This is a genomic window from Aequorivita antarctica (genome assembly GCF_007997155.1).
In the GTDB taxonomy this organism is placed as follows: domain Bacteria; phylum Bacteroidota; class Bacteroidia; order Flavobacteriales; family Flavobacteriaceae; genus Aequorivita; species Aequorivita antarctica.
This window is the reverse complement of the sequence record NZ_VORT01000002.1, coordinates 403744-423565: the sequence shown is the minus strand read 5'-3', so window position 1 is coordinate 423565 and position 19822 is coordinate 403744. Positions and strand designations below refer to the sequence as shown.

The 19822-nt window shown below is 38.4% G+C and carries 17 protein-coding genes, 1 rRNA gene and 1 other RNA gene; 10 read left to right on the top strand and 9 right to left on the bottom strand.

All coding sequences use genetic code 11. The features are described 5' to 3' along the window. Positions 1-14: 14 nt before the first annotated feature. Together rrf and ESU54_RS04600 are read left to right on the top strand one after the other, a co-directional pair. Positions 15-123: ribosomal RNA gene (gene rrf, locus ESU54_RS04605) — 5S ribosomal RNA — on the top strand. A gap of 206 nt (positions 124-329) precedes the next feature. Continuing rightward, on the top strand, positions 330-1673 hold the full coding sequence (locus tag ESU54_RS04600; RefSeq protein ID WP_111843963.1) for a T9SS type A sorting domain-containing protein: 1344 nt from the start codon (positions 330-332) through the stop codon (positions 1671-1673). Between the two features lie 181 nt (positions 1674-1854). Here ESU54_RS04600 and ESU54_RS04595 read toward each other — a convergent pair whose 3' ends face one another. Continuing rightward, a complete protein-coding gene (locus ESU54_RS04595; protein WP_111843962.1) occupies positions 1855-2523 on the bottom strand; it encodes a ZIP family metal transporter in 669 nt (222 codons plus the stop codon). Beyond that, the gene (locus tag ESU54_RS04590) at positions 2523-3254 is read right to left on the bottom strand and encodes a class I SAM-dependent methyltransferase (protein ID WP_111843961.1); all 732 of its coding nucleotides are present in this window, start codon (positions 3252-3254) and stop codon (positions 2523-2525) included. Before ESU54_RS04590 ends, ESU54_RS04595 begins: the two co-directional genes overlap by 1 nt. Positions 3255-3312: 58 nt before the next feature. Between ESU54_RS04590 and ESU54_RS04585 the strand changes: the two genes are divergently transcribed. Continuing rightward, the gene (locus ESU54_RS04585) at positions 3313-4470 is read left to right on the top strand and encodes a THUMP domain-containing class I SAM-dependent RNA methyltransferase (RefSeq protein WP_111843960.1); all 1158 of its coding nucleotides are present in this window, start codon (positions 3313-3315) and stop codon (positions 4468-4470) included. Positions 4471-4617: 147 nt separating this feature from the next. On the opposite strand, the gene ESU54_RS04580 is transcribed toward ESU54_RS04585, so the two are convergent. From ESU54_RS04580 to rlmD, 3 genes are read right to left on the bottom strand one after another with little or no spacing between them, the layout of a single operon-like run. Continuing rightward, positions 4618-5352, bottom strand: coding sequence for a DUF6048 family protein (locus ESU54_RS04580; RefSeq protein WP_235004553.1), 735 nt, complete (start codon positions 5350-5352; stop codon positions 4618-4620). Then, positions 5315-5812: a DUF6452 family protein gene (locus tag ESU54_RS04575; protein ID WP_111843958.1), complete on the bottom strand. Its 498-nt coding sequence runs from the start codon at positions 5810-5812 to the stop codon at positions 5315-5317. The genes ESU54_RS04580 and ESU54_RS04575 overlap by 38 nt, the downstream gene beginning before the upstream one ends. A 6-nt stretch (positions 5813-5818) precedes the next feature. Next, the gene (rlmD, locus tag ESU54_RS04570; RefSeq protein ID WP_111843957.1) at positions 5819-7228 is read right to left on the bottom strand and encodes a 23S rRNA (uracil(1939)-C(5))-methyltransferase RlmD; all 1410 of its coding nucleotides are present in this window, start codon (positions 7226-7228) and stop codon (positions 5819-5821) included. Between the two features lie 146 nt (positions 7229-7374). Here rlmD and rocD point away from each other — a divergent pair, with 146 nt between their 5' ends. Next, positions 7375-8616, top strand: coding sequence for an ornithine--oxo-acid transaminase (gene rocD / locus ESU54_RS04565; protein ID WP_111843956.1), 1242 nt, complete (start codon positions 7375-7377; stop codon positions 8614-8616). Between the two features lie 155 nt (positions 8617-8771). On the opposite strand, the gene ESU54_RS04560 is transcribed toward rocD, so the two are convergent. After that, positions 8772-10736, bottom strand: a complete 1965-nt coding sequence (locus ESU54_RS04560; protein WP_111843955.1) for a T9SS type A sorting domain-containing protein — start codon at positions 10734-10736, stop codon at positions 8772-8774. 192 nt (positions 10737-10928) lie between these two features. On the opposite strand from ESU54_RS04560, the gene ESU54_RS04555 reads away from it, so the two are divergent. Beyond that, entirely contained in the window at positions 10929-11474 is a 546-nt protein-coding gene (locus ESU54_RS04555; protein ID WP_111843954.1) for a Smr/MutS family protein, read from the top strand. A gap of 192 nt (positions 11475-11666) precedes the next feature. On the opposite strand, the gene ESU54_RS04550 is transcribed toward ESU54_RS04555, so the two are convergent. Next, a complete protein-coding gene (locus ESU54_RS04550; protein WP_111843953.1) occupies positions 11667-12554 on the bottom strand; it encodes a hypothetical protein in 888 nt (295 codons plus the stop codon). Between the two features lie 161 nt (positions 12555-12715). On the opposite strand from ESU54_RS04550, the gene ESU54_RS04545 reads away from it, so the two are divergent. Together ESU54_RS04545 and ESU54_RS04540 are read left to right on the top strand one after the other, a co-directional pair. Next, positions 12716-13873: a cysteine desulfurase family protein gene (locus ESU54_RS04545; protein ID WP_111843952.1), complete on the top strand. Its 1158-nt coding sequence runs from the start codon at positions 12716-12718 to the stop codon at positions 13871-13873. 153 nt (positions 13874-14026) lie between these two features. Then, positions 14027-14710: a hypothetical protein gene (locus tag ESU54_RS04540; protein WP_111843951.1), complete on the top strand. Its 684-nt coding sequence runs from the start codon at positions 14027-14029 to the stop codon at positions 14708-14710. A gap of 9 nt (positions 14711-14719) precedes the next feature. On the opposite strand, the gene ESU54_RS04535 is transcribed toward ESU54_RS04540, so the two are convergent. Together ESU54_RS04535 and ESU54_RS04530 are read right to left on the bottom strand one after the other, a co-directional pair. Continuing rightward, entirely contained in the window at positions 14720-17179 is a 2460-nt protein-coding gene (locus ESU54_RS04535) for a TonB-dependent receptor (RefSeq protein ID WP_111843987.1), read from the bottom strand. 9 nt (positions 17180-17188) lie between these two features. Beyond that, the gene (locus tag ESU54_RS04530) at positions 17189-18880 is read right to left on the bottom strand and encodes a M23 family metallopeptidase (protein WP_111843950.1); all 1692 of its coding nucleotides are present in this window, start codon (positions 18878-18880) and stop codon (positions 17189-17191) included. Between the two features lie 150 nt (positions 18881-19030). On the opposite strand from ESU54_RS04530, the gene ESU54_RS04525 reads away from it, so the two are divergent. The 3 genes from ESU54_RS04525 to ssrS all read left to right on the top strand — a co-directional run bounded on the left by ESU54_RS04525 (position 19031) and on the right by ssrS (position 19781). Continuing rightward, positions 19031-19321: a hypothetical protein gene (locus ESU54_RS04525; RefSeq protein WP_111843949.1), complete on the top strand. Its 291-nt coding sequence runs from the start codon at positions 19031-19033 to the stop codon at positions 19319-19321. A gap of 10 nt (positions 19322-19331) precedes the next feature. Continuing rightward, positions 19332-19622, top strand: a complete 291-nt coding sequence (locus ESU54_RS04520) for a cell division protein ZapA (RefSeq protein WP_111843948.1) — start codon at positions 19332-19334, stop codon at positions 19620-19622. Between the two features lie 51 nt (positions 19623-19673). After that, a non-coding RNA gene (gene ssrS / locus ESU54_RS04515) (6S RNA) lies at positions 19674-19781 on the top strand. Positions 19782-19822 lie beyond the last annotated feature (41 nt).

The window sequence follows — 19822 nt, the reverse complement described above, 5'->3', positions numbered from 1 at the left end:
CCGATTGCTAAAACTAAGGTGGTTATAGCGACGGGGCTCACCTCTTACCTTTCCGAACAGAGAAGTTAAGCCCGTTTGCGCCGATGGTACTGCATCCTGTGGGAGAGTAGGTCGCCGCCTTCCTTTAGAACCCCTTCACTTTTGTGAAGGGGTTTTTTTTATGGGATAAACCGAAATATTTTTATAAAATCTTATTTTAAATGGTTTTATATACTAAAGGTTCTCTTATGATTTTCTTCAATATTTGAAATTTCTAATGCCGTAAGCAATGTCTTTCTTGTTTCCTAAGAGTAAATTTTATATATTAACTAAATGAAAATAAAATAATTATGAAAAAAACTACTCTTCTCAAAAATACTATCCTACTATTATTAATATTCTGTGCTTGGTCTATGCCCGCACAGGAAAGGATTGCTGTAATACAGGACGGACAAGTGCTTTTGCTTGATTCTACTACCGGAGACATTATTGACCCAGCATTTATTGCGCTGGATGCTGGAACTCCGAAAGCATTAATTCAGGTAGCAAATGAAATTTGGATTGCATACCAATTGGCTGATAAAATAGAGCGGTATGATCTTGACGGAAATCTTTTGACTACAATTGATACTGGCTTGGATAATATTCGTGGTTTATCCATCGTAAATGGAACTGAGGTTTGGGTGAGTAATTCAGGAACCAACAACGGTGCGCCAGGCGATGCTATTATTCGTTTTGATTTTAGCGGTAACAATCTAGGATTTTTTCTTACAACTCCCCAATCAGTTTCCCCGTTTGATATTATAGATAATGGAGCTGGCGAAGTATATATATCATACAGTGGTACTAGTAATATTGAAAGACGGGATTACAGTGGTGTTTTTTTAGGAAATATTGTTGAAAGCGGAGTAGTTAGTTTTGTCCAACAAATAGAAATTGAAGAACCAGGCGTAATTTTGGCTTCAGTATTTAGTATAATAAGCGGTGGTAATCAAAATGGCTTATATCGCTTTTCTGAAACTGACGGTTCTATAATTGATTATTGGAGTTTAGGTAATTTAAGAGGAGTTGCCAAACTTGGCAATGGAGATATTTTATGGTCTAGTGGTGCTGGAGTAAATAAATTAGATCCCAATACGGGAGTGAGTGTATTATTGAGTGGTGGCTCGGCACAATATTTTGGCAGACTAAATCTGGATGGATGTACACCGCCACCAACACCTACTGGTGATTCTAATCAAACCTTTGATCAAGGTGCTACTTTAGCAGATATTATTGTAGATCCTATTGATGTAACTTGGTTTGCTACTGAAGAAGATGCAATGAACAATACAAATCCGCTGCTTTTAACTACACTTTTGGTAGATGGAGAAACCTATTATGCCGTAAATATCGTTAATGGATGTTTAAGCGCCCCTTTTCCCGTTACTATTAATCTTAGATTAAGCATTGACGATTTTAATGATGCCAATTTTAGTTATTTCCCCAATCCTACAAACGGATTAATCACTTTGAGGCATACAACAATATTTTCCGAAGTATCAGTTAATAATTTATTGGGGCAAAATATTCTTAGGTTACATCCAGAGTCTTCAGTTGTGCAAATAGATTTATCATTTTTGTCTGAAGGTGTTTATTTAATAATGGTAAAATCCAATGAGAATTACAAGACCTTTAAGGTTGTTAAGGAGTAATTATTTATGAGATAAATTAAAAAGGCCATCCGAAAGGATGGCTTTTTTTTAGAAGTTAGACTTCAAAAGTTTGTTTATGCTTTTAAAAAAAAGAAGAATATTTTCACCAAATAATGGATGAAACATTATTCTCGGTTTTATTTTATGAAGCTTAAGGATTATTAATATCTAAAAAAATATTCTATATAAAATACGCAAGTATTACAGCTACTATAACGGCTGTCATTTTGCTTAGATTGAACTTGTGATTTTTTGAGCTTTCAAATAGGATAGTAGTTGAAACGTGAAGAAATATACCAATAACCAAAGCTGTTATCTGTGTTTCGTATTGATGTACTATGCTGTAGTTTGTTGAAATAAAGCTGCCCAGTGGCGTCATTAAAGCAAAAAAGAATAGAAAGAGCAAGGTTGTGCTTTTGCGGTAGCCAGCTGTTATAAAAAAGAAGGATAAAATTATTGCCACCGGAATTTTGTGTATTATGATGGCAACCAACAGGTTATTTTCTTCCGAAATAGGGAAACCTTCCATAAAAGCGTGAATACACAGACTAATAAACAATATCCATGGAAAATGCTTCGCTTCGGAATGTATATGAACGTGCCCGTGTTCCGCACCTTTTGAGAAAAACTCGAGGAATATTTGCAACAAAATACCGAGCATTATATAAACACCAATGCTTTTTGACGGCGTTTCAAATACTTGCGGCAAAAGCTCAAATACTGTAATTGAGAGAAGAAACGCACCACTGAAGGCGAGAAAAACCTCCATATTTCGCATTTCCTTTTTCTTTAAGAATAATGCTACAAAATATCCTACGGCAACTGATAAAAAAAGCAACAAATAACTCATTAATTAAAAATTAAGATTAACCTTTCAGATGTGTTTCGATTAAAATCGTTTAGCTTGTAATCGCCGAAAACTTTTTTTAATGTTATACCTGCCTCTTTAAAATACGATTCAAAATCTTCCAAAGTCAATGCTCTAACCCTTTCAACGTAGTGGTAATCGGTTCCACCATCAGTAAAACGTATGTTTTTTACGATATATCCTTTTTCCACATATTTTTCAATATTAAAAACAATGTCGCCAATTTTCTTTTTTTCAGAAGGAATAAGCTTCTTAATAGCCAATTCTGCATTTAAAAAATCGATTACCGCATAAGCGCTGGGTTTTAATTCGGCATTTATTGCTTTTATAGTTCTCAGGTTGTCAATTTCGTTTTCAAAATATCCAAAACTGGTAAAAAGATTGAGCACAGTGTCAAACTTTTTTGGATAAGGCAAACACATATCGTGCACCTCAAAACTTAGTCTGGGTTTTTCGTATTGTTTGGCATATTCAATACTATCTTCAGAAAGATCTATGCCAGTAACATCAAAACCTTGTTTGTATAAATACTTAGCATGTCTTCCCCGGCCACAAGCAAGGTCGAGAATAGTATCTCCTTTATTAAGATTCAAATAGTTGGTAAGCGCGTTCATAAACAACGCCGCTTCCCGATGGTTTCTGTCTTTATAAAGAATGTGGTAGTAAGGGGTGTTAAACCACGAAGCGTACCAATTGTCTTTTTCTTTTTGCATAGTTATCGTTTCGCCCTGCTAAAATACTGTATTTTTGCAGGAAATCTGTTTAAATAGTATGACAAAGAATTTTAAAATGGTGGCAAAAACCCTTTTTGGGATGGAAGAACTTCTTGCACAAGAGCTTCGCCAGTTGGGTGCTTCGTCTATTGAAATTGGTGTGCGAAATGTTTCCTTTGAAGGAGATATGGGTTTTATGTACAAAGCAAACCTTTGCTGCCGAACCGCCATTAAAATATTGAAACCAATCACCGCCTTCAACATTTTTACCGAAGAAGACCTTTATAAGAAGATATATGAAATGCCTTGGGAAAATTATATGGATGTGAAGGGTAGCTTGGCTATTAACGCAACTGTTTTTTCTGATGTTTTCACACATTCACAATACATCTCCTTGAAAACGAAGGATGCCATTGTGGATAGATTCCGCGATAGGGAAGGGATAAGACCAGATGTAGATCTAGATCATCCTACGCTGCGAATCAATGTTCATATTGATAGAAATATCTGTACCGTCTCATTGGATAGTTCAGGGGAATCTTTGCACAAACGCGGTTATAAAGTTGAAAGCACGCTGGCACCAATAAATGAAGTGCTTGCGGCGGGAATTATAATGCTTTCGGGCTGGCAAGGCCAATGTAACTTTTTAGACCCAATGTGTGGCGGTGGAACTTTGCTAACTGAAGCAGCAATGATTGCCTGCAACATTCCACCAAACTTGAACCGTGAGGAATTCGGTTTTGAAACTTGGCCAGATTTTGATTTAGATCTTTATGAAAAAATTGAAGAGGCCGCCCTGAAAAAAGTACGCGATTTTCCTCATAAAATATACGGATATGACATAGATCCAGAGGTGCTTAAAAAGGCGAAAGAAAACATTAAAAGCGCCAATCTGAACGATTTCATTGAAATAAAACAACAGGATTTCTTTCAAAGTGAAAAAGAAGGCGAAAAACCTTTATACATTGTTTTCAATCCACCTTATGATGAGCGTATTTCAGTAAACGACATTGAGGAGTTTTACAGCTCTATCGGAAATACCTTGAAACGAGGCTATCCGGGGACGCAGGCTTGGATGATAACCTCAAATATGGAAGCTTTGAAATTTGTTGGACTTCGTCCTTCAAAAAAGATAAAGCTTTTCAACGGAAAATTAGAAGCTAAACTGGTGCGTTATGAAATGTATGAGGGTAGCAGAAAGGCTAGTAAACAGTGATCAGTTCTCAGTTGTCAGTTTTCAGTTATCGCTTTTCAGTTGTCGGTTTTGAGTTGTCAGTTTATAAGATTTAGGGCTGATGTTTGGTTTGTTTCCTTGCTGTGATTGTTCGGCAGGTTTAGGAATGCAAAAAAGAGAAGTGGCTGGTTATTGCTTATCTAGTTTTAGGGGCTCGGTTTTCTTAAAGATTGGAATTAAATAGGAAAGCGAATAGCCATAGCCTACACCAAACTCACTGTAATCATAGGTTTTGTTGAAGCCTGGAATGTAAAGGTTTGCAAAATTCTCGGGCTCATCTTCTGTGATTTTTCTTTTTAGCTGAACGTTTACTGAAAGGTAAAGGTTGTTTAGTATTTCGGTTTTTATAGCTATAATCAATTCTGCCCAATGAGCTGTTAAACCGCTAAATTCTTGAGGTTCATAAATTGTTTGGGTAGGAAAAGCGGGATTGTCAGTATAAATTCTGTAGCTCGAAAGCTCCTGCTTAAAGGTTGAAAAACCATAGCGAAGGCCAAGTGTAATGGCGTTTTCCATTCCCAGCCAGTTTTCGTAAGCGTTGTAATCAAAACCTACTTTGGCGTAGCTTCCAGTAGTTTTGGATGATACATAAGGCTCAATCCAGTCTTTTTTTTCGTTGCCCAGTTCCACTGCTGCATAAAACTTTTTGGTAACTCTGAAATCGCCCATCACTTCAAATCCAGAATAGCCATCTTCAATTAACGTACGTAATGGTTTTGCCAAATCAACACCAATACGCAATCCATACTTTTCAACTTTTGGAACGGTATCGTTGGGTGTTTCAGTCTTATTCTGCGCCAGCATTATTTGCGTGCCGCAAAAAAAACTAATGCAGCATAGTAATATGGGCGCTATTTTCATCATTTACAGTTTCTCTTATTACAGTAACTTGTTTAATCCAATTTTCGATTCCTTCATCCTCTAAATCTGCCTCTAGATTGAAATATTCGGTCTTAAAGCCACAAGCTCGATTCACATAGCTATCTTGCCTTTGGTAAACGAACATTACTTTATCTATATTAGTTAAAGTGTCTGTGGTTCTAAAAGTTGTTCTTATAAATCTATATTTCGTAGTATCAGAAGTAGTGCTGAGTGGTATTGCTATTTCGTTTGTGCTTTGAAAAGAAATTACATCAACAGAGGTTTCATAGTCTGTTTCAACACTCAATACACTCACATTTTTTGAAACGGTAGGGTTTGCAATATCGTTAAAGGCAATGACCACTTTTGCCGTAGTAGCAGTATCAGGTGGACAAATGTCATCCTTGGTGCAGCCTTTGAAGGTAAAGACTATAAGGATGAGTAAGATAATTCGTTTAAACATTTTTGATTATCGTTTTTCCAAAAGTACAACATTTTCCACGTGATGCGTCTGTGGAAACATATCTACCGGCTGCACTTTTATTACTTTGTATTTTGAATCCAAAAGCGCCAAGTCACGAGCTTGGGTTGCGCTGTTGCAACTTACATAGACAATTTTTTCGGCTCCTAAATTCAATAATTGGGCAACAACATCTGCATGCATCCCATCTCGCGGTGGATCTGTGATAACAACGTCCGGTTTTCCGTGAGTATTTATAAATTCTTCGTTGAAAACCTTTTTCATATCGCCTACGAAGAATTCAACGTTTTCAATATTGTTTAATTGCGCGTTTTGCTTTGCGGCTTCAATTGCATCAGGAACAGCTTCAACGCCAATTACTTTCTTCGCTTTTTTCGCGACGAATTGTGCAATGGTTCCAGTTCCAGTATATAGATCGTAAACCAGTTCATTGCCACTTAATCCTGCAAAATCGCGGGTTATTTTATAAAGATTGTATGCTTGCTCGCTATTGGTTTGGTAAAATGACTTTGCGTTTATCTTAAACTTCAATCCTTCCATTTCCTCAAAAATATGATCCCTTCCGTAGAAAAGTTCAATATCTTGATCGTATAGGGTGTCGTTCCCTTTGGAATTGATTACATATAATAAGGATGTGATTTGCGGAAATTCAGTAGCAACTGCGTCTAGCAACAACTTTCTATTTTCTTCATCTTCGTGAAAAAACTGAACCAACACCATTACTTCGCCAGTGGAAGTGGTGCGAATCATCAAAGTTCTTAAAAAACCTTCCTGATTTCTTGTGTTGAAAAAGGATAAGTTTAATTCTATAGACTTCGCTTTTATAAAATCGCGGATTGCATTACTTGGGTCGGCTTGCAGATAACAAATGTCGAGATCCAAAATCTTGTCCCACATTCCAGGAATGTGGAAGCCCAATGCATTTCGGTCTTCTATAACTTTACCGCTTTTAATCTGATCGAGGGTAAGCCATTTGTTATCGCTGAAGGAAAACTCCATCTTGTTGCGATAAAAATATTGCTTCTCGGAACCCAAAATAAGTTGGAATTCTGGCAATTCAATCTTCCCGATGCGCTGCAGGTTTTGTTGAATCTCTTTTTGCTTAAAAAAAAGTTGATGCTCATAACCCATATTCTGCCATTTGCAACCGCCGCAGGTTCCGAAGTGTGGACAAACCGGTTCCACTCTTTTTTCAGAATATTTTGAAACCGAAAGCACGGAAGCTTCGTAAAAAGCTTTTTTCTTTTTGAAAGTTTGTACGGTAACCAGATCGCCAGGAACGGCATTGTCAATAAAAACCACGCGACCATCCGGCGCTTTTGCCACAGCTTTGCCTTTTGCCCCAGCATCAATCACTTCAAGGTTTTCAAAAATAACTCTATTGTTTTTTCTTGCCATAAGCGCAAAAATAGCATAATTGTTAAGTTTAAATCCTGTTAAGGCTTCAAAAAATGTGGGATTATTTTAGTAATTTGCAGTCCACGGAGGATTCCGCTCCGAAAAGCAGGAATCAATTATATTTTACTTCAAATTATTACAATTTTATGTCAGTTTTAGAGCAAACGGCTTCACAGAAAGCTATCGATTTAGAAAACAAATACGGAGCCCACAACTATCATCCACTTCCCGTGGTTTTGAACAGGGGAGAAGGTGTTTTTGTTTGGGATGTAGAAGGCAAGAAATACTACGATTTTCTTTCAGCCTATTCTGCAGTGAACCAAGGGCATTGCCATCCAAAAATTGTGGATGCAATGATGGAACAAGCGAAAACACTTGCACTTACATCACGTGCCTTTCACAACGATGTGCTTGGGAAGTATGAGAAATTTGCTTGCGAGTTTTTCAATTTTGATAAATTGCTCCCTATGAACACTGGTGCCGAAGCCGTAGAAACTGCTTTAAAAATCTGTAGAAAGTGGGCTTATGAAAAGAAAGGCATCGCGGAAAACGAAGCCGAAATCATAGTGTGTGAAAACAATTTTCACGGAAGAACTACAACTATTATATCTTTCAGCAACGATCCTGTGGCGCGAAAGCATTTTGGGCCTTACACTAAAGGTTTCATAAAAATAGAATACAACAATCTGGAGCAGCTTGAGCAACAGTTGGAAAGCAATAAAAATATTGCTGGTTTCTTGGTGGAACCTATTCAAGGTGAAGCTGGGGTTTTTGTTCCTTCTGAAGGGTATTTGAGCAAGGCGAAAGCGCTGTGTGAAAAACACAACGTACTTTTTATTGCAGATGAAGTACAAACAGGAATCGCCCGTACCGGAAAACTTCTTGCGGTTGACCATGAAAACGTAAAGCCAGATCTGTTGATTCTTGGAAAAGCGATGAGCGGTGGTGCCTATCCAGTTTCTGCGGTTCTTGCTAATGATGCTATTATGAGTGTTATAAAACCAGGAAACCACGGATCCACTTTTGGTGGAAATCCTGTGGCTGCTGCAGTTGCTATTGCTGCACTCAGCGTGGTTCGAGACGAAAAGCTTGCTGAAAATGCTGAAAGACTTGGAAAACTGTTCCGAAGTGAATTGAATAAGTTTATTGAAACCAGCAGCATTGCAAAGCTTGTCCGTGGAAAAGGATTATTAAACGCTATTGTAATTAATGATAGCGAAGACAGCGATACTGCTTGGAATATTTGCTTAAAACTTCGTGATAACGGTTTGCTTGCAAAACCTACGCACGGAAACATTATTCGTTTTGCACCGCCCTTGGTTATGAACGAGGAGCAACTGATGGACTGTGTTTCAATAATTATTAAGACTTTGAAGGGGTTTGAATAACCCCTCCGCCTTCGGCACCTCCCTTGAAAAAAGGGGAGGAACCATTATAAAGGGCATTCCAATATTTATCAAATCAAAAACGGCTCCGATTTTTATCGGAGCCGTTTTTTTTAAACTATGGGAAAATTAAATCCTCCTTGGCGAGGGATTAATTCTTATTTATTATGAACAATAACTTTATAGTCTATTGTAATATCTTCTGAAGTGGTAAGTTTTACCAAATAAACGCCATCACTTAAATTACCGGTATAGAAGCTATACTTGTTTTTAGCGCCCAAGTTTTTCTCTTGGATTACCAATTTGCCGTTCATATCATAAACTGCAGCAGTATTGATGGTATAACCTTCTGGGTTGCTAACTTCCAATTGTTGTACTGGGTTGTTTTGGAAGAAATTCACATTTGCCAAAACAGCGTCCTTGGCTTCAAGTTCGGTTATAGGAGTATCGCGTTTTAGGTTCGGGTTGCGGAAAACGATAAAAAATCTATTTTCATAGGTTCCAGCTGGTAATGATAGGGTAGCACCGGCCATGTTTGTATTAGTCAATTCGTAATAAGCGCCTTCTTGTCTGTCATAAAGATACGCGTATTGGTATGGTTTTTTAATTTCCTCAACTACTTGTAAGCGTATTTGTGCAGTGTTCTGTACTTTAAAGGCTATGGGTATTTGCTTGTCTACGTTGTAGTTGGTGCTGTTAATTACATAAGGCTTACGGTTATTGTCATTGCCAATAGGGAAATAAGCATCTGTCTTTAAGTCTTGCGCACTCAAGCCATCAAAACCACGGTCATAGCCATCAGTAGTATTGGCGTGAAAAGAAAGCACCATATCTCTGGTTACAGCATCGTCAAAAATTGCCCAAAGACGCATTAGTGGTGTGCGGTAATCTACAGGTGGTATTGCGCCTGTTGAAGTTGACAATGTTGGTCCCACATTATTACCTTCGTTTGCAGTATCATCGCCGTCAGGTCTTTGGAATACAGAACCACCCGTATTTTCTTTTATAAAAATACGTTGTGAATTTCTTATGTTTACATAACCATCTGGAAGTGGTGGGACGGTACTAAATACATCACCAACAAACATGATGCCTTGGCCAATGGGAGCGTATCTTTTGTTTTGATCAACTCCTCCAGTGCCAGTGCCGGTGTTAGTATTTCCGCTTTCATTATAAATATTAAAGGGAGCTGGAGTGTATATTCCTTTTGGAAAATTATCGCGTAGGTTTCCATCCAAATCTTGTCCATCAGGAACCCAAACACCATAACCAAATGGTTTTTGAGAGTAATAATGTGATGGAACAGTACGGTCTTCATCATAATACCACAAAGCGGCAAGCTCTTCATTGCCAGTGTCATAGAACAATTGGTTAAGGTCTAATGCGGAAGGATATGGGTTGCCGGCAAGAGTCATTTGTGGTACTGCTGTCGGGTTCGGGAGCGTAATTACTGGCTTTGCCACCGGAATAGCAAAATCGCCATTGTTTGGTCTACCTCGAAATTCATAAGTTTGATCGAGCTGTGCGGGTGTTTCAATGGGGCCAAGCCCTTTCATAGTAAAGCCAAAACCTGCGGGAGCAGTATTACCAGTATTCATTCTACTGTAATTTCCTGCCGCTTCGGTTCCAGGTGACATGAAAGTATATAGCCATCTAGTAGAAATTGTCATGGCAGGTATTAATGTTCCTTCACGATCTGTTGTGGTCAGTGATTTTTGGGCTGCAGTTAAACTCGTTGCAGGTAAAGGTTCGTATAAGTGCTGTACTCCAAAACTTCGGTTTCCAGCGGCAAGCGCTGGATGCGTAACAGGGGAACACCAATAGTAGTATGCCCATGCATTGGTTTCTGGTGTGTTTTGTTGAACAGAAAGTTGACCATTTCCACTATTGGTGGAAGTTGTCCCTCCCTGTATTAACTGACCGTTATCGCGCAAGTAGATACTTGCTTCCTGATCATTAGCAATACCGTTTCTGGTCAAGTTTATTTCATTGGTGACAAATACTACTTGGTCTTTCACATAAACATAGGAATCCGCGCCAGCAGCAGTTGGTTTCACGGTTAATTGCGCAAAAGCGCCAGCAGTAGTAAAAAGTAATATTGAAAAGAGTAGTAGGTTTTTCATATTTTTACGGTTTTTAAAAGCATTGATGTTGGGACAGCGAGGCTTTTTTAGACGGTTTAAATTTAGAAATAATATTCAATATATTGAATAGTTTGCTGCAAAATACGTAAAATTTTCGTTATTAGGTAATTAACGACGTTAAGTGGTACTTTAGACGCCTATTGAATATCATAAAATATAGATAGCTTTTATATGAAAAAAGGAGACAAAGTTTCGGTGCTGGATGATGCCATTTCGGGCGTGGTTACTGCCGTGAAGGGCAATGAGGTAACCATCATGACCACGGATGGTTTTGAACTGGATTTTGCAAAGAACGAACTTATCGTTATGGATGGTTCCCTTTCAAAAAGAGAATTGGCGCGGATGGATGTTTCTTCAGTTATGTCGGAAAAGGAACACAAAAAGCCGGGAAAAACGGTCCGTGTAAAACCAAAGGAGCGCAGTTTGCCACCTATGGAGGTAGATTTGCACATCAATCAACTGCTGCCAAAAACCCGTGGGATGGACAATTATGAAATGCTCACCGTTCAGCTGGAAACTGCAAAAAGGCAATTGGATTTTGCTATTTCAAAACGAATTCAGAAAGTAGTTTTCATCCACGGTGTAGGCGAGGGAGTGTTGCGGACCGAACTGGAATATCTTTTTAACAGGTATGAAAATGTAAAATTTTATGACGCCGACTTTCAAAAATACGGGCGTGGGGCTACTGAGGTTTATATTTTTCAAAATGCTAAATAGGGAATTCCTCCTTCGCTAAAAAAGCTTCGGAGGACGAATGGGAATAGCTATTAGGGAAAAGCGATTAGGGAATAGCGATTATGTTTTCTTTAAATCTCAAATTTGTCACACTGAGCCTGTCGAAGTGCCAAATCCCAAATCCTAAATCTGCCACACTGAGCTTGTCGAAGTGCCAAATCCCAAGTCCCAAAATCAAAACACTGGCGTGGTGGTTTTAGGTATGGTTTCCACATTTGTGAGGGTTCCCATATTTAGCGTCTCCTGTGTAATTTCTTCTTCGCCGTTTACCAAAACCAAGTTTTTCAGAACAATTTTTACGCTTTTATTGATTTTATAGGTGTGCTGGCGGTATTGGTTTATGTCATAATCAACGGCTACAGCTGCGTTAAGGTAGTCTGCACCTACATTGGCATCTGTAACGTCATTTCTGGGGTCTAAATTCCCGTCTTTGTCTTCGTCTCGGGTAAGCACGCCGTCGCCATCGTCATCAGGGTCTAGGTAATCGGGTATCCCGTTTCCATCTGTGTCCAATGGATTTGTGAAAGGATCGTTGTCGCCATCTGCATTTAGAATATCCAGTTCAAGTGCCGTGGGCACGTTGTCGCCGTCGTCATCCACATCGTATAGATTGAGAAGGCCATCCCCATCAGTATCACCGTCAAACTCCTTATCGGCTGGAACGCCGTCATTATCATCGTATCCAAAAATAGTGGTGAATTCAGCAGTACCCGAAGCAGCTAAATAATCTACGTTAACTCTGGGCAAAGTGGGCGGAATGATGCTACAAAAGTAGTCGTTGCCCAAAACTCCGTCATAGGTTCGGTAATTCACAAAATTGGTGGTGCCATTAAGTATGTATGGTTTGACACCCTCCGTTTTGTAAAGGCTATCCGTTACTGTTAGCCTTAGCGAAAGGCTTTCCAGTGCTTCTGGGTTTACTTTGTAAAACACATAGTTGCCTGCAACGCCACAGGTTTTCAGATCGGCATCGTCAAAATTAAAAGTGGTTATAATAATATCGCCGTCATTACAGCTTTGAAGAAGGACAGTTGCCAAAAAAAGGAAAAGAATTTTTTTCATTTTGTATAAAAATCATCTATAGCTACAAAGTAACGCATTTCTTTTTAACTGAAACGCCAGCAAAACTGTTTTAATATGTATTTTTGCGAACCGAAATTAGTGGGTTGAATTTACATAAATAGAATACGGTCACAGCCCAATTTTACAAAAATAATTGCTGAATGAAAAAAGTATATTTTGATAGTGCAGCTACCACGAAACCAAGAGATGAAGTGATTAATTGCATTACTGAAGTTTTAAAAACAGAATACGGAAATCCTTCATCTACACACTCTTACGGTAGGTCATCCAAATCATTACTTGAAAATGCACGAAAGGAAATAGCAAAGCTTTTGAATGTTGCTGCAAGTGAAATAATCTTCACTTCTGGGGGGACGGAAGCTGATAACTTAATACTCAATGGCGCGGTGCGCGATCTGGGCGTAAAACGAATTATTTCCAGCCGTATTGAGCATCACGCGATCTTGCATACCTTAGATTGGCTTCAACAGGAGTACAAGGTTCAGGTGGATTTTGTGAATTTGACAGCCTGTGGTTATGTAGATTACGATCATTTGGAAAATCTTTTGGCAGATACTACTGAAAAAACCTTGGTAAGCTTGATGCACGTTAACAATGAAGTGGGAAACCTTCTGGATTTGAAACGAGTTGCACTTCTCTGCAAAGAGCACAACGCACTTTTTCATAGTGATACCGTACAGTCTGTTGGTCATTTTGAACTTGATTTTAAGGAAATACCTATAGATTTTGCAGCTGCTGCAGCACATAAGTTTCACGGGCCAAAAGGCGCTGGCTTTGCATTTATACGAAAAAACTCTGGCCTTCGGGCTTTAATACACGGAGGGGAACAAGAACGCGGATTGCGGGCTGGCACGGAAGCGGTCTATGCAATAGCTGGAATGGCAGAAGCCCTAAAAATTTCCTATCAAAATCTTGAAAAAGAACGAAACTATATCACTGGACTGAAAGAATATTTTAAAGAGCAGCTTTCGTCAAATTTTCCAAATGTGAAGTTTAACGGCGGTTGTGGAGATAATGAACAAAGTACGTATACGTTGTTGAATGTTTGTCTGCCCATTTCTGCAGAAAAAGCGATGCTACTTTTGTTTCAGTTAGACCTAAAAGGAATTGCCTGCTCAAAAGGAAGCGCCTGCCAAAGTGGGGCAGAAGGGGGTTCGCACGTTTTAAATGAAATTCTTTCCGATGAAGATTTAAGCAAACCTTCCATCCGTTTTTCCTTTTCCAGTTTCAATAAAAAAGAAGAAGTAGATTATGTGGTGGGTGTGCTGAAGGAGTTTATTGATAACGGGGTCGGCTAATTAGGCACTTCGACAGGCTCAGTGTGACAGATTTGGCGCTGAGTTTACATTATTTAACCACAAAGTTCACCAAGTATTTCACAAAGCTCACAAAGTTTTCTCTTTGGATACTGACCGATCTAAAGGAGCTCATCATCAATTAATAATTGTTTTATGAAAAAACTATTCTTACTTCCAATACTGTTTGTATTTCAAATAGCTTTTTCACAAAGCGATAAAACTATTTCTTTCCTGCACCCTGAATGTATGGACGAAGTGATGAGTGAAGTTAAAAAAAACAAACTGTACACTTATTGGTCGTTTTTTGAAATAGAGAAATACTATCAAAATTATTATTATGTTGAAAAATATAATGAATCGGATTCAAGAAAGCCAAAATTCCTTTTAAAAGGTTTGGCTTTTGAAGAAAGTCCGGTAGTTGGTAAATGGATTGATAGGATGATTTTTCCGGGTGATCATCTTTATTTTAGTATTGAAGAAGCGGATGGAAAGAGTAGCAATTCATATTATATATTTGCAAAAGGGGACTTAGTTAAAAATGAAAATAACGAATTTCCTTATTTTGAGGGATTGGACAATTATGAGCTTCGTATTGTCCTTAAAAACAAAGACAGCCTCGTTTTTTCTTTAGATTCAATTGGAGCTTGGAGCGGAGGCGGTTTTGAAGGCGGTGTGACTTTATATTGGATCGGTGATTTGAATGGTGATAAACAAATAGATATAATTCTGGGAGCAACATCAGATTACAGATATAACTCATACATTCTTTTGCTATCAAACGACAATCCTGATGAAATGTTTACGCAATATGATGCAGGGGGATGCTCTAGCTGCTGATTTTTTTTATTAAAACTTCGCAGTAAGTCTAACGTTAAAAACACGAGGCGTCAAATAGTTTGGAATTGCATATTGAACTTTGGTATAAACATCTCTCACAAAAGTATTGGTGATTGAGTTTTGCACATCAAAAATGTTGAATATTTCCGCGCCAATACTAAGTTCCTTAAAAGCTTTTAACCAACCGCTATCTCTTAATTTAGTATCGTCTATAATTACGTAACTCACACCAAGATCGGCTCGTTTGTAGTCTGGCAGGCGCGTTTGGTAATTGTATGGATCTGCATAACTGGGCGATCCACCGGGTAAACCAGTATTATAAGTAAGGTTTAAATACATTTTAAGGGAAGGAATCACCTTCACGTAATCTTGAAACAACATTCCAAACTTCAAACGTTGATCTGTAGGGCGGAAGATATAGCCGCGATCGTCAATGTTTTCTTCGGTCTTTAAATACCCAAAGCTCAACCAACTTTCCGTGCCGGGAACAAACTCTCCTGCCAAACGCAAATCGAGTCCGTAGGAATAAGCAATAGCGTTGTTTGTAGCTCGGTAACGAATACGGACGTTTTCCAGAGTATATGGGTTTACGTCGGTTATATGCTTGTAATACAGTTCAGAATTCAAACGAAACTCACGGTCCCACATTTTGAAACTATAATCGTTTCCGAAAACAATGTGAATGGATTTCTGAGCTTTCACACCAGGGCGAACTGTTCCAGAAGAATCGCGCAATTCTCTATAAAAAGGAGGTTGATGATACACGCCACCTGAAAGACGGAAAAGCATATCCATTTCCCAGTCAGGCTTTATAGCAATCTGAGCGCGAGGGCTGAATACAGTTTGCGTAGTGCTGCTTATATCTTTCCCGCTTACAGTCCAATTGTGTGCGCGAACACCAGCATTCAGCCAAAGATCACTGTTTCCAAGGCTTGTTTTTCGGCTCCATTGTGCATATCCTGAAATTCGGTCAATCTGTGTATCGTTGAGTGCACGAACGTTTGTGTAAGGTACAATAGGCGAAGCGTCTGCTTCGTATGGTTGGTTGTTTGGAGGAAATATTGGAGGACGGATAGAAAACCCTGCTGAGTCAATAATTTCATATTCCTGAACACGATCGCGGATATCCTCACGGGTATATTTGATGCCGTATTCAATATTATTGTCTTCAATGGCTAAGTTCCCTTTGTGTTCTAAATTAAGGATTAAGGCATCCAAATCATTACGGGCGTGTGTGAGTTGACTACCTATACCACGGGTAAATTCTACTGTACCTAGGTCTTGGCTTCCAATTTCTGTATTAACTTCACCCAAACGGTACTCGGCAAGAATGTCATAATATTCCTGTTCGGTAGTTTGGTAAAGAGAGGCGATAAATTTTGCGGTATAATTATCTGAAACAACCCAAGTAGATTTTAAAGCACCAAAATAGGTGTTGTAGCGGTCTTCTTCACGACCTTCATAAAACACAAGCAGTGCGATAGGGTCTGTAATGGTTCCGAAGTTTGTTTGTCTGGTTAAGGGTCTGTAATTGTATTCATTGATGGAGACATTCCCCAAAAAGCTCAATTCAAATTTATTGCTAAATTTATAAGTTAGATAGGTTTGTGCATCTGCAAACTTTGGGCGATAGTTGGTTTCGGTCTCTTTGGCGTTTACCAAAAGACTGTTGTCGCGATAGCGGATTCCTAAAATTCCGGAAAGGCGTCCATTTTTTGAAATACCTTCCACAGAACCGCTAGCTCCCAAAAGACTTGCATCTATAGTTGCGCCAAAATCAACTGGTCTGCGGTAAGTAATGTCCAAAACCGAGGAGAGTTTATCTCCATATTTTGCCTGAAAACCTCCAGCCGAAAAGTCCACATTGCTGGTAAGATCACTATTTACAAAGCTTAGGCCTTCCTGTTGACCACTTCTGATAAGGAAGGGGCGATATACTTCAATTTCGTTTACGTAAACAAGATTTTCGTCATAGTTTCCACCACGCACAGCGTATTGTGTACTCAATTCGTCATTTCCATTAACTCCGGGAAGTGATTTTAAGAGGTTTTCAACACCAGCGTTGGCGCCTACCATCTTGCGAATTACTTCGGGTGAAATGGTTGTAACGCCTTCCACACGTTTGTTTTCCCGACCAGTAATAATCACCTCGCTTATTTGCTCAATAGTGGTATTCATCACTGGATTGAGCTCATAATCTTCGTTGGGCGAAAGGTTTACGGTTATCTGTACTTTTTTATGGCTAAGGTGTGAAAAAGTAATAGTTACATCTTCTTTGGAAGGGATTTCCAACAAATAAAACCCATTAAAATCTGAAATGGTTCCAGTGTCATTATAAGTTACATTGGCCCCGTAAACGGGTATGTTATTTTCGTCAAGAATAATTCCTTTAATAACGGCTTTTTGAGCAAACACAACGGTTGCAAAGAAAAAGAAAAGGAGTGTAAGTGGGAGTTTGATTGTTTTCAAAAGCAAGGGTTAGGGTTGTTTTCTGAAAAATTTTGCTTCAAATGTAGCACTATTTCCAACATTATCTATTACTATAAGTTTGAAATTGTTTTCAGTTTCCAAATTTATATTATCATTAAAATTATAAGTTAGAACGTCTTTTTTGTAATCATATTCCATCAAAATGAATTTTCCATTGATGGTTCCCCTATAGGAACTGATACCGCTCAGATCGTCTGTTATCTTCACGTTCAGAAAATTTTGGTTGCTAATCCATTTTCCTTCAGCAAAATTTACAGGCTTTATTTTTGGCTCAGTGGTGTCTATAGCAACCGTGTAGCTTCCAAATGTTCTGGTTTTCGCTGTTATTTTGTCGCCATTACGGGTAGTGGAAGTGTAATATGGAAGTCCTTTATAATTAAGTCTTCCAATATAAAGTTTGTCTTTATCCAGTTCATTATAGTTTGAAATATCGGCAGTGATTGAAATGTTGCTGTGTATAGGAATCAAATCTTCGTGAAACTTTAAAATATCGCCTTCATCTTTTATATCCAAATAAGTGTCTTCATATAAACTATTGGCAGGGATGTAAATGCTGAATTTGCCTTTGGTTATTGACGTGGCGTGGTCTGCATAAATATAATCGTCTGTTTTTTCCACTTTTTTTAGATCTAATATCTCCAGTTTCTTGCCTTCAATAGGAATTGAAATCTGCATTGTATTTCCTTTATAATCTTGAACTTCTATAGTGTAAATTGACGCGAGGCTGTCTTGGACGGTTATAAAACCATTATCGTCTTCCTTTGTAATGATACTTAAAGGATTGTTTGCTTCCCTGAAAAGTTTTTGGACCATACTTTTATTGGTTTCGTAATAATTGTAGTCTGTATATCGATTCAAGTAGCGTGTTTCAGAAAAAGCGAATTTATTGAAGAGTACTTCAAACTTTTCAGTGCCATTGAACCTCGTTCCAATTTTATAGGAACCATTTTTGTTTGAAGCTCCATTTTGCTGGTCGTAAGTAGTTATTCCGAAACCAATTTTGCCATAAGCTGTTAGGTCTTCAGTTTTATAGTTGCCGTCCTTTTGCTTAATCATTCTAAGTTTTGTGCGATTTTGGCTTTGGTTTACGTGTGCATCCTCGCCCATGGGGTATGCAAAAACAGCACTTACAATGGGCGTTTTTGAATCGGGTATTTCAATTCCAAAGAGAAGTGGATTCATAGGTCTTTGAGAAGAATCTCGAATCTCGAAATGTAAATGCGGGCCGCCACTACCGCCAGTATTTCCGGAATAGGCTATTATGTCTCCCTTTTTAACTGGCAAAAGCGTTTTGTCGGGGAAAAGCTCTACTTCAAAAGTCTCCTTTTTGTATTGTGTATCTTTCACATATTTTTCAATATCACCGGCATAACTTCGCAAGTGTCCATAAACAGTGGTGTATCCGTTAGGATGAAGAATATAGAGCGCTTTTCCGTAGCCGTAGTGTTGTACTTGTATTCGACTTACGTAACCATCTGCTGGGGCGTAAACAGGAAGCCCTTCCCGTTGTTCCGTTTTAATGTCTAAACCACTGTGAAAATGGTTGGCGCGCATTTCGCCAAAATTGCCTGCAAGGACCATATTGATATCCAATGGGTTAGAAAAATAATCTTTAGAGATACTATCTTGACTGTATGCAAACCCACTAAAAAGCAGGAGCAATAATAAAAATTTCTTCATAGTGTAAAAATAAGAATACGCTATTACTTAAAGGGGAGAGGGAATGATTTATTGTACAATTTTTCAATAATACAAAAAATAATAGAAAACTGCTTGCTTATTAGGGATGGTATGCTAACTTTGTGAAAGAAGTATTGAACACAGATTTTAATGAGTAATCTTTCTGAAATAGTTGATTCTCTTGAACATAGGATTGGCGCACTGCTTAACAAGCACGAAAAACTTAAAAAAGCTAATGCGGAATTGGAAGAAGAACTCACCGTTTTAAAATCGAAACAGCTACAATTTGAAAATGAAATTGAAGTTTGGGTCGATAAATGCAACTCATTAAAACTGGCAAATTCAATGCTTGGCAGCGACCAGCATAAACGAGAAACTAAACTCAAGATAAACGCTCTAGTTCGGGAAATTGACCAATGTATTACGCAGCTTTCCGAATAAAAATATAACAATGCCCGAACCATTAAAAATAAAGCTATCAATTGCGGACAGGGTTTACCCCCTGAACATCAACCCTTCACAGGAAGAAGGATTGCGTTTGGCCACAAAAAAGATAGAAGAAATGATTAAAAAGTTCGAGAAAAGTTATGCCGTCCGCGACAAACAGGATGTATTGGCCATGTGTGCCCTCCAGTTTGCCGCCCAGGTAGAGCAAAAACAAATTGATACATCAAGCGATACGCAGGAAACAGAAGAAAAGCTCAAAGCTTTGGATCTTTTACTGCAGGAGCAGCTATCATAACGTTCTTTTAATTAAATAAGGTACTGCCTACATTAATACTAATTTTGGTAAACTCAACAGGAATTCTTTAAAAAGGGTGAGTTGAAGTTGTAAAAGCGAGCCGTCTTCGAGCGGATACTTGACCAGCTTATTAACCCTAAACTTTTTTTTAAGGAGTTTATTCAAAATAACAATATTGATGTAGGCTTTTTTTATACATA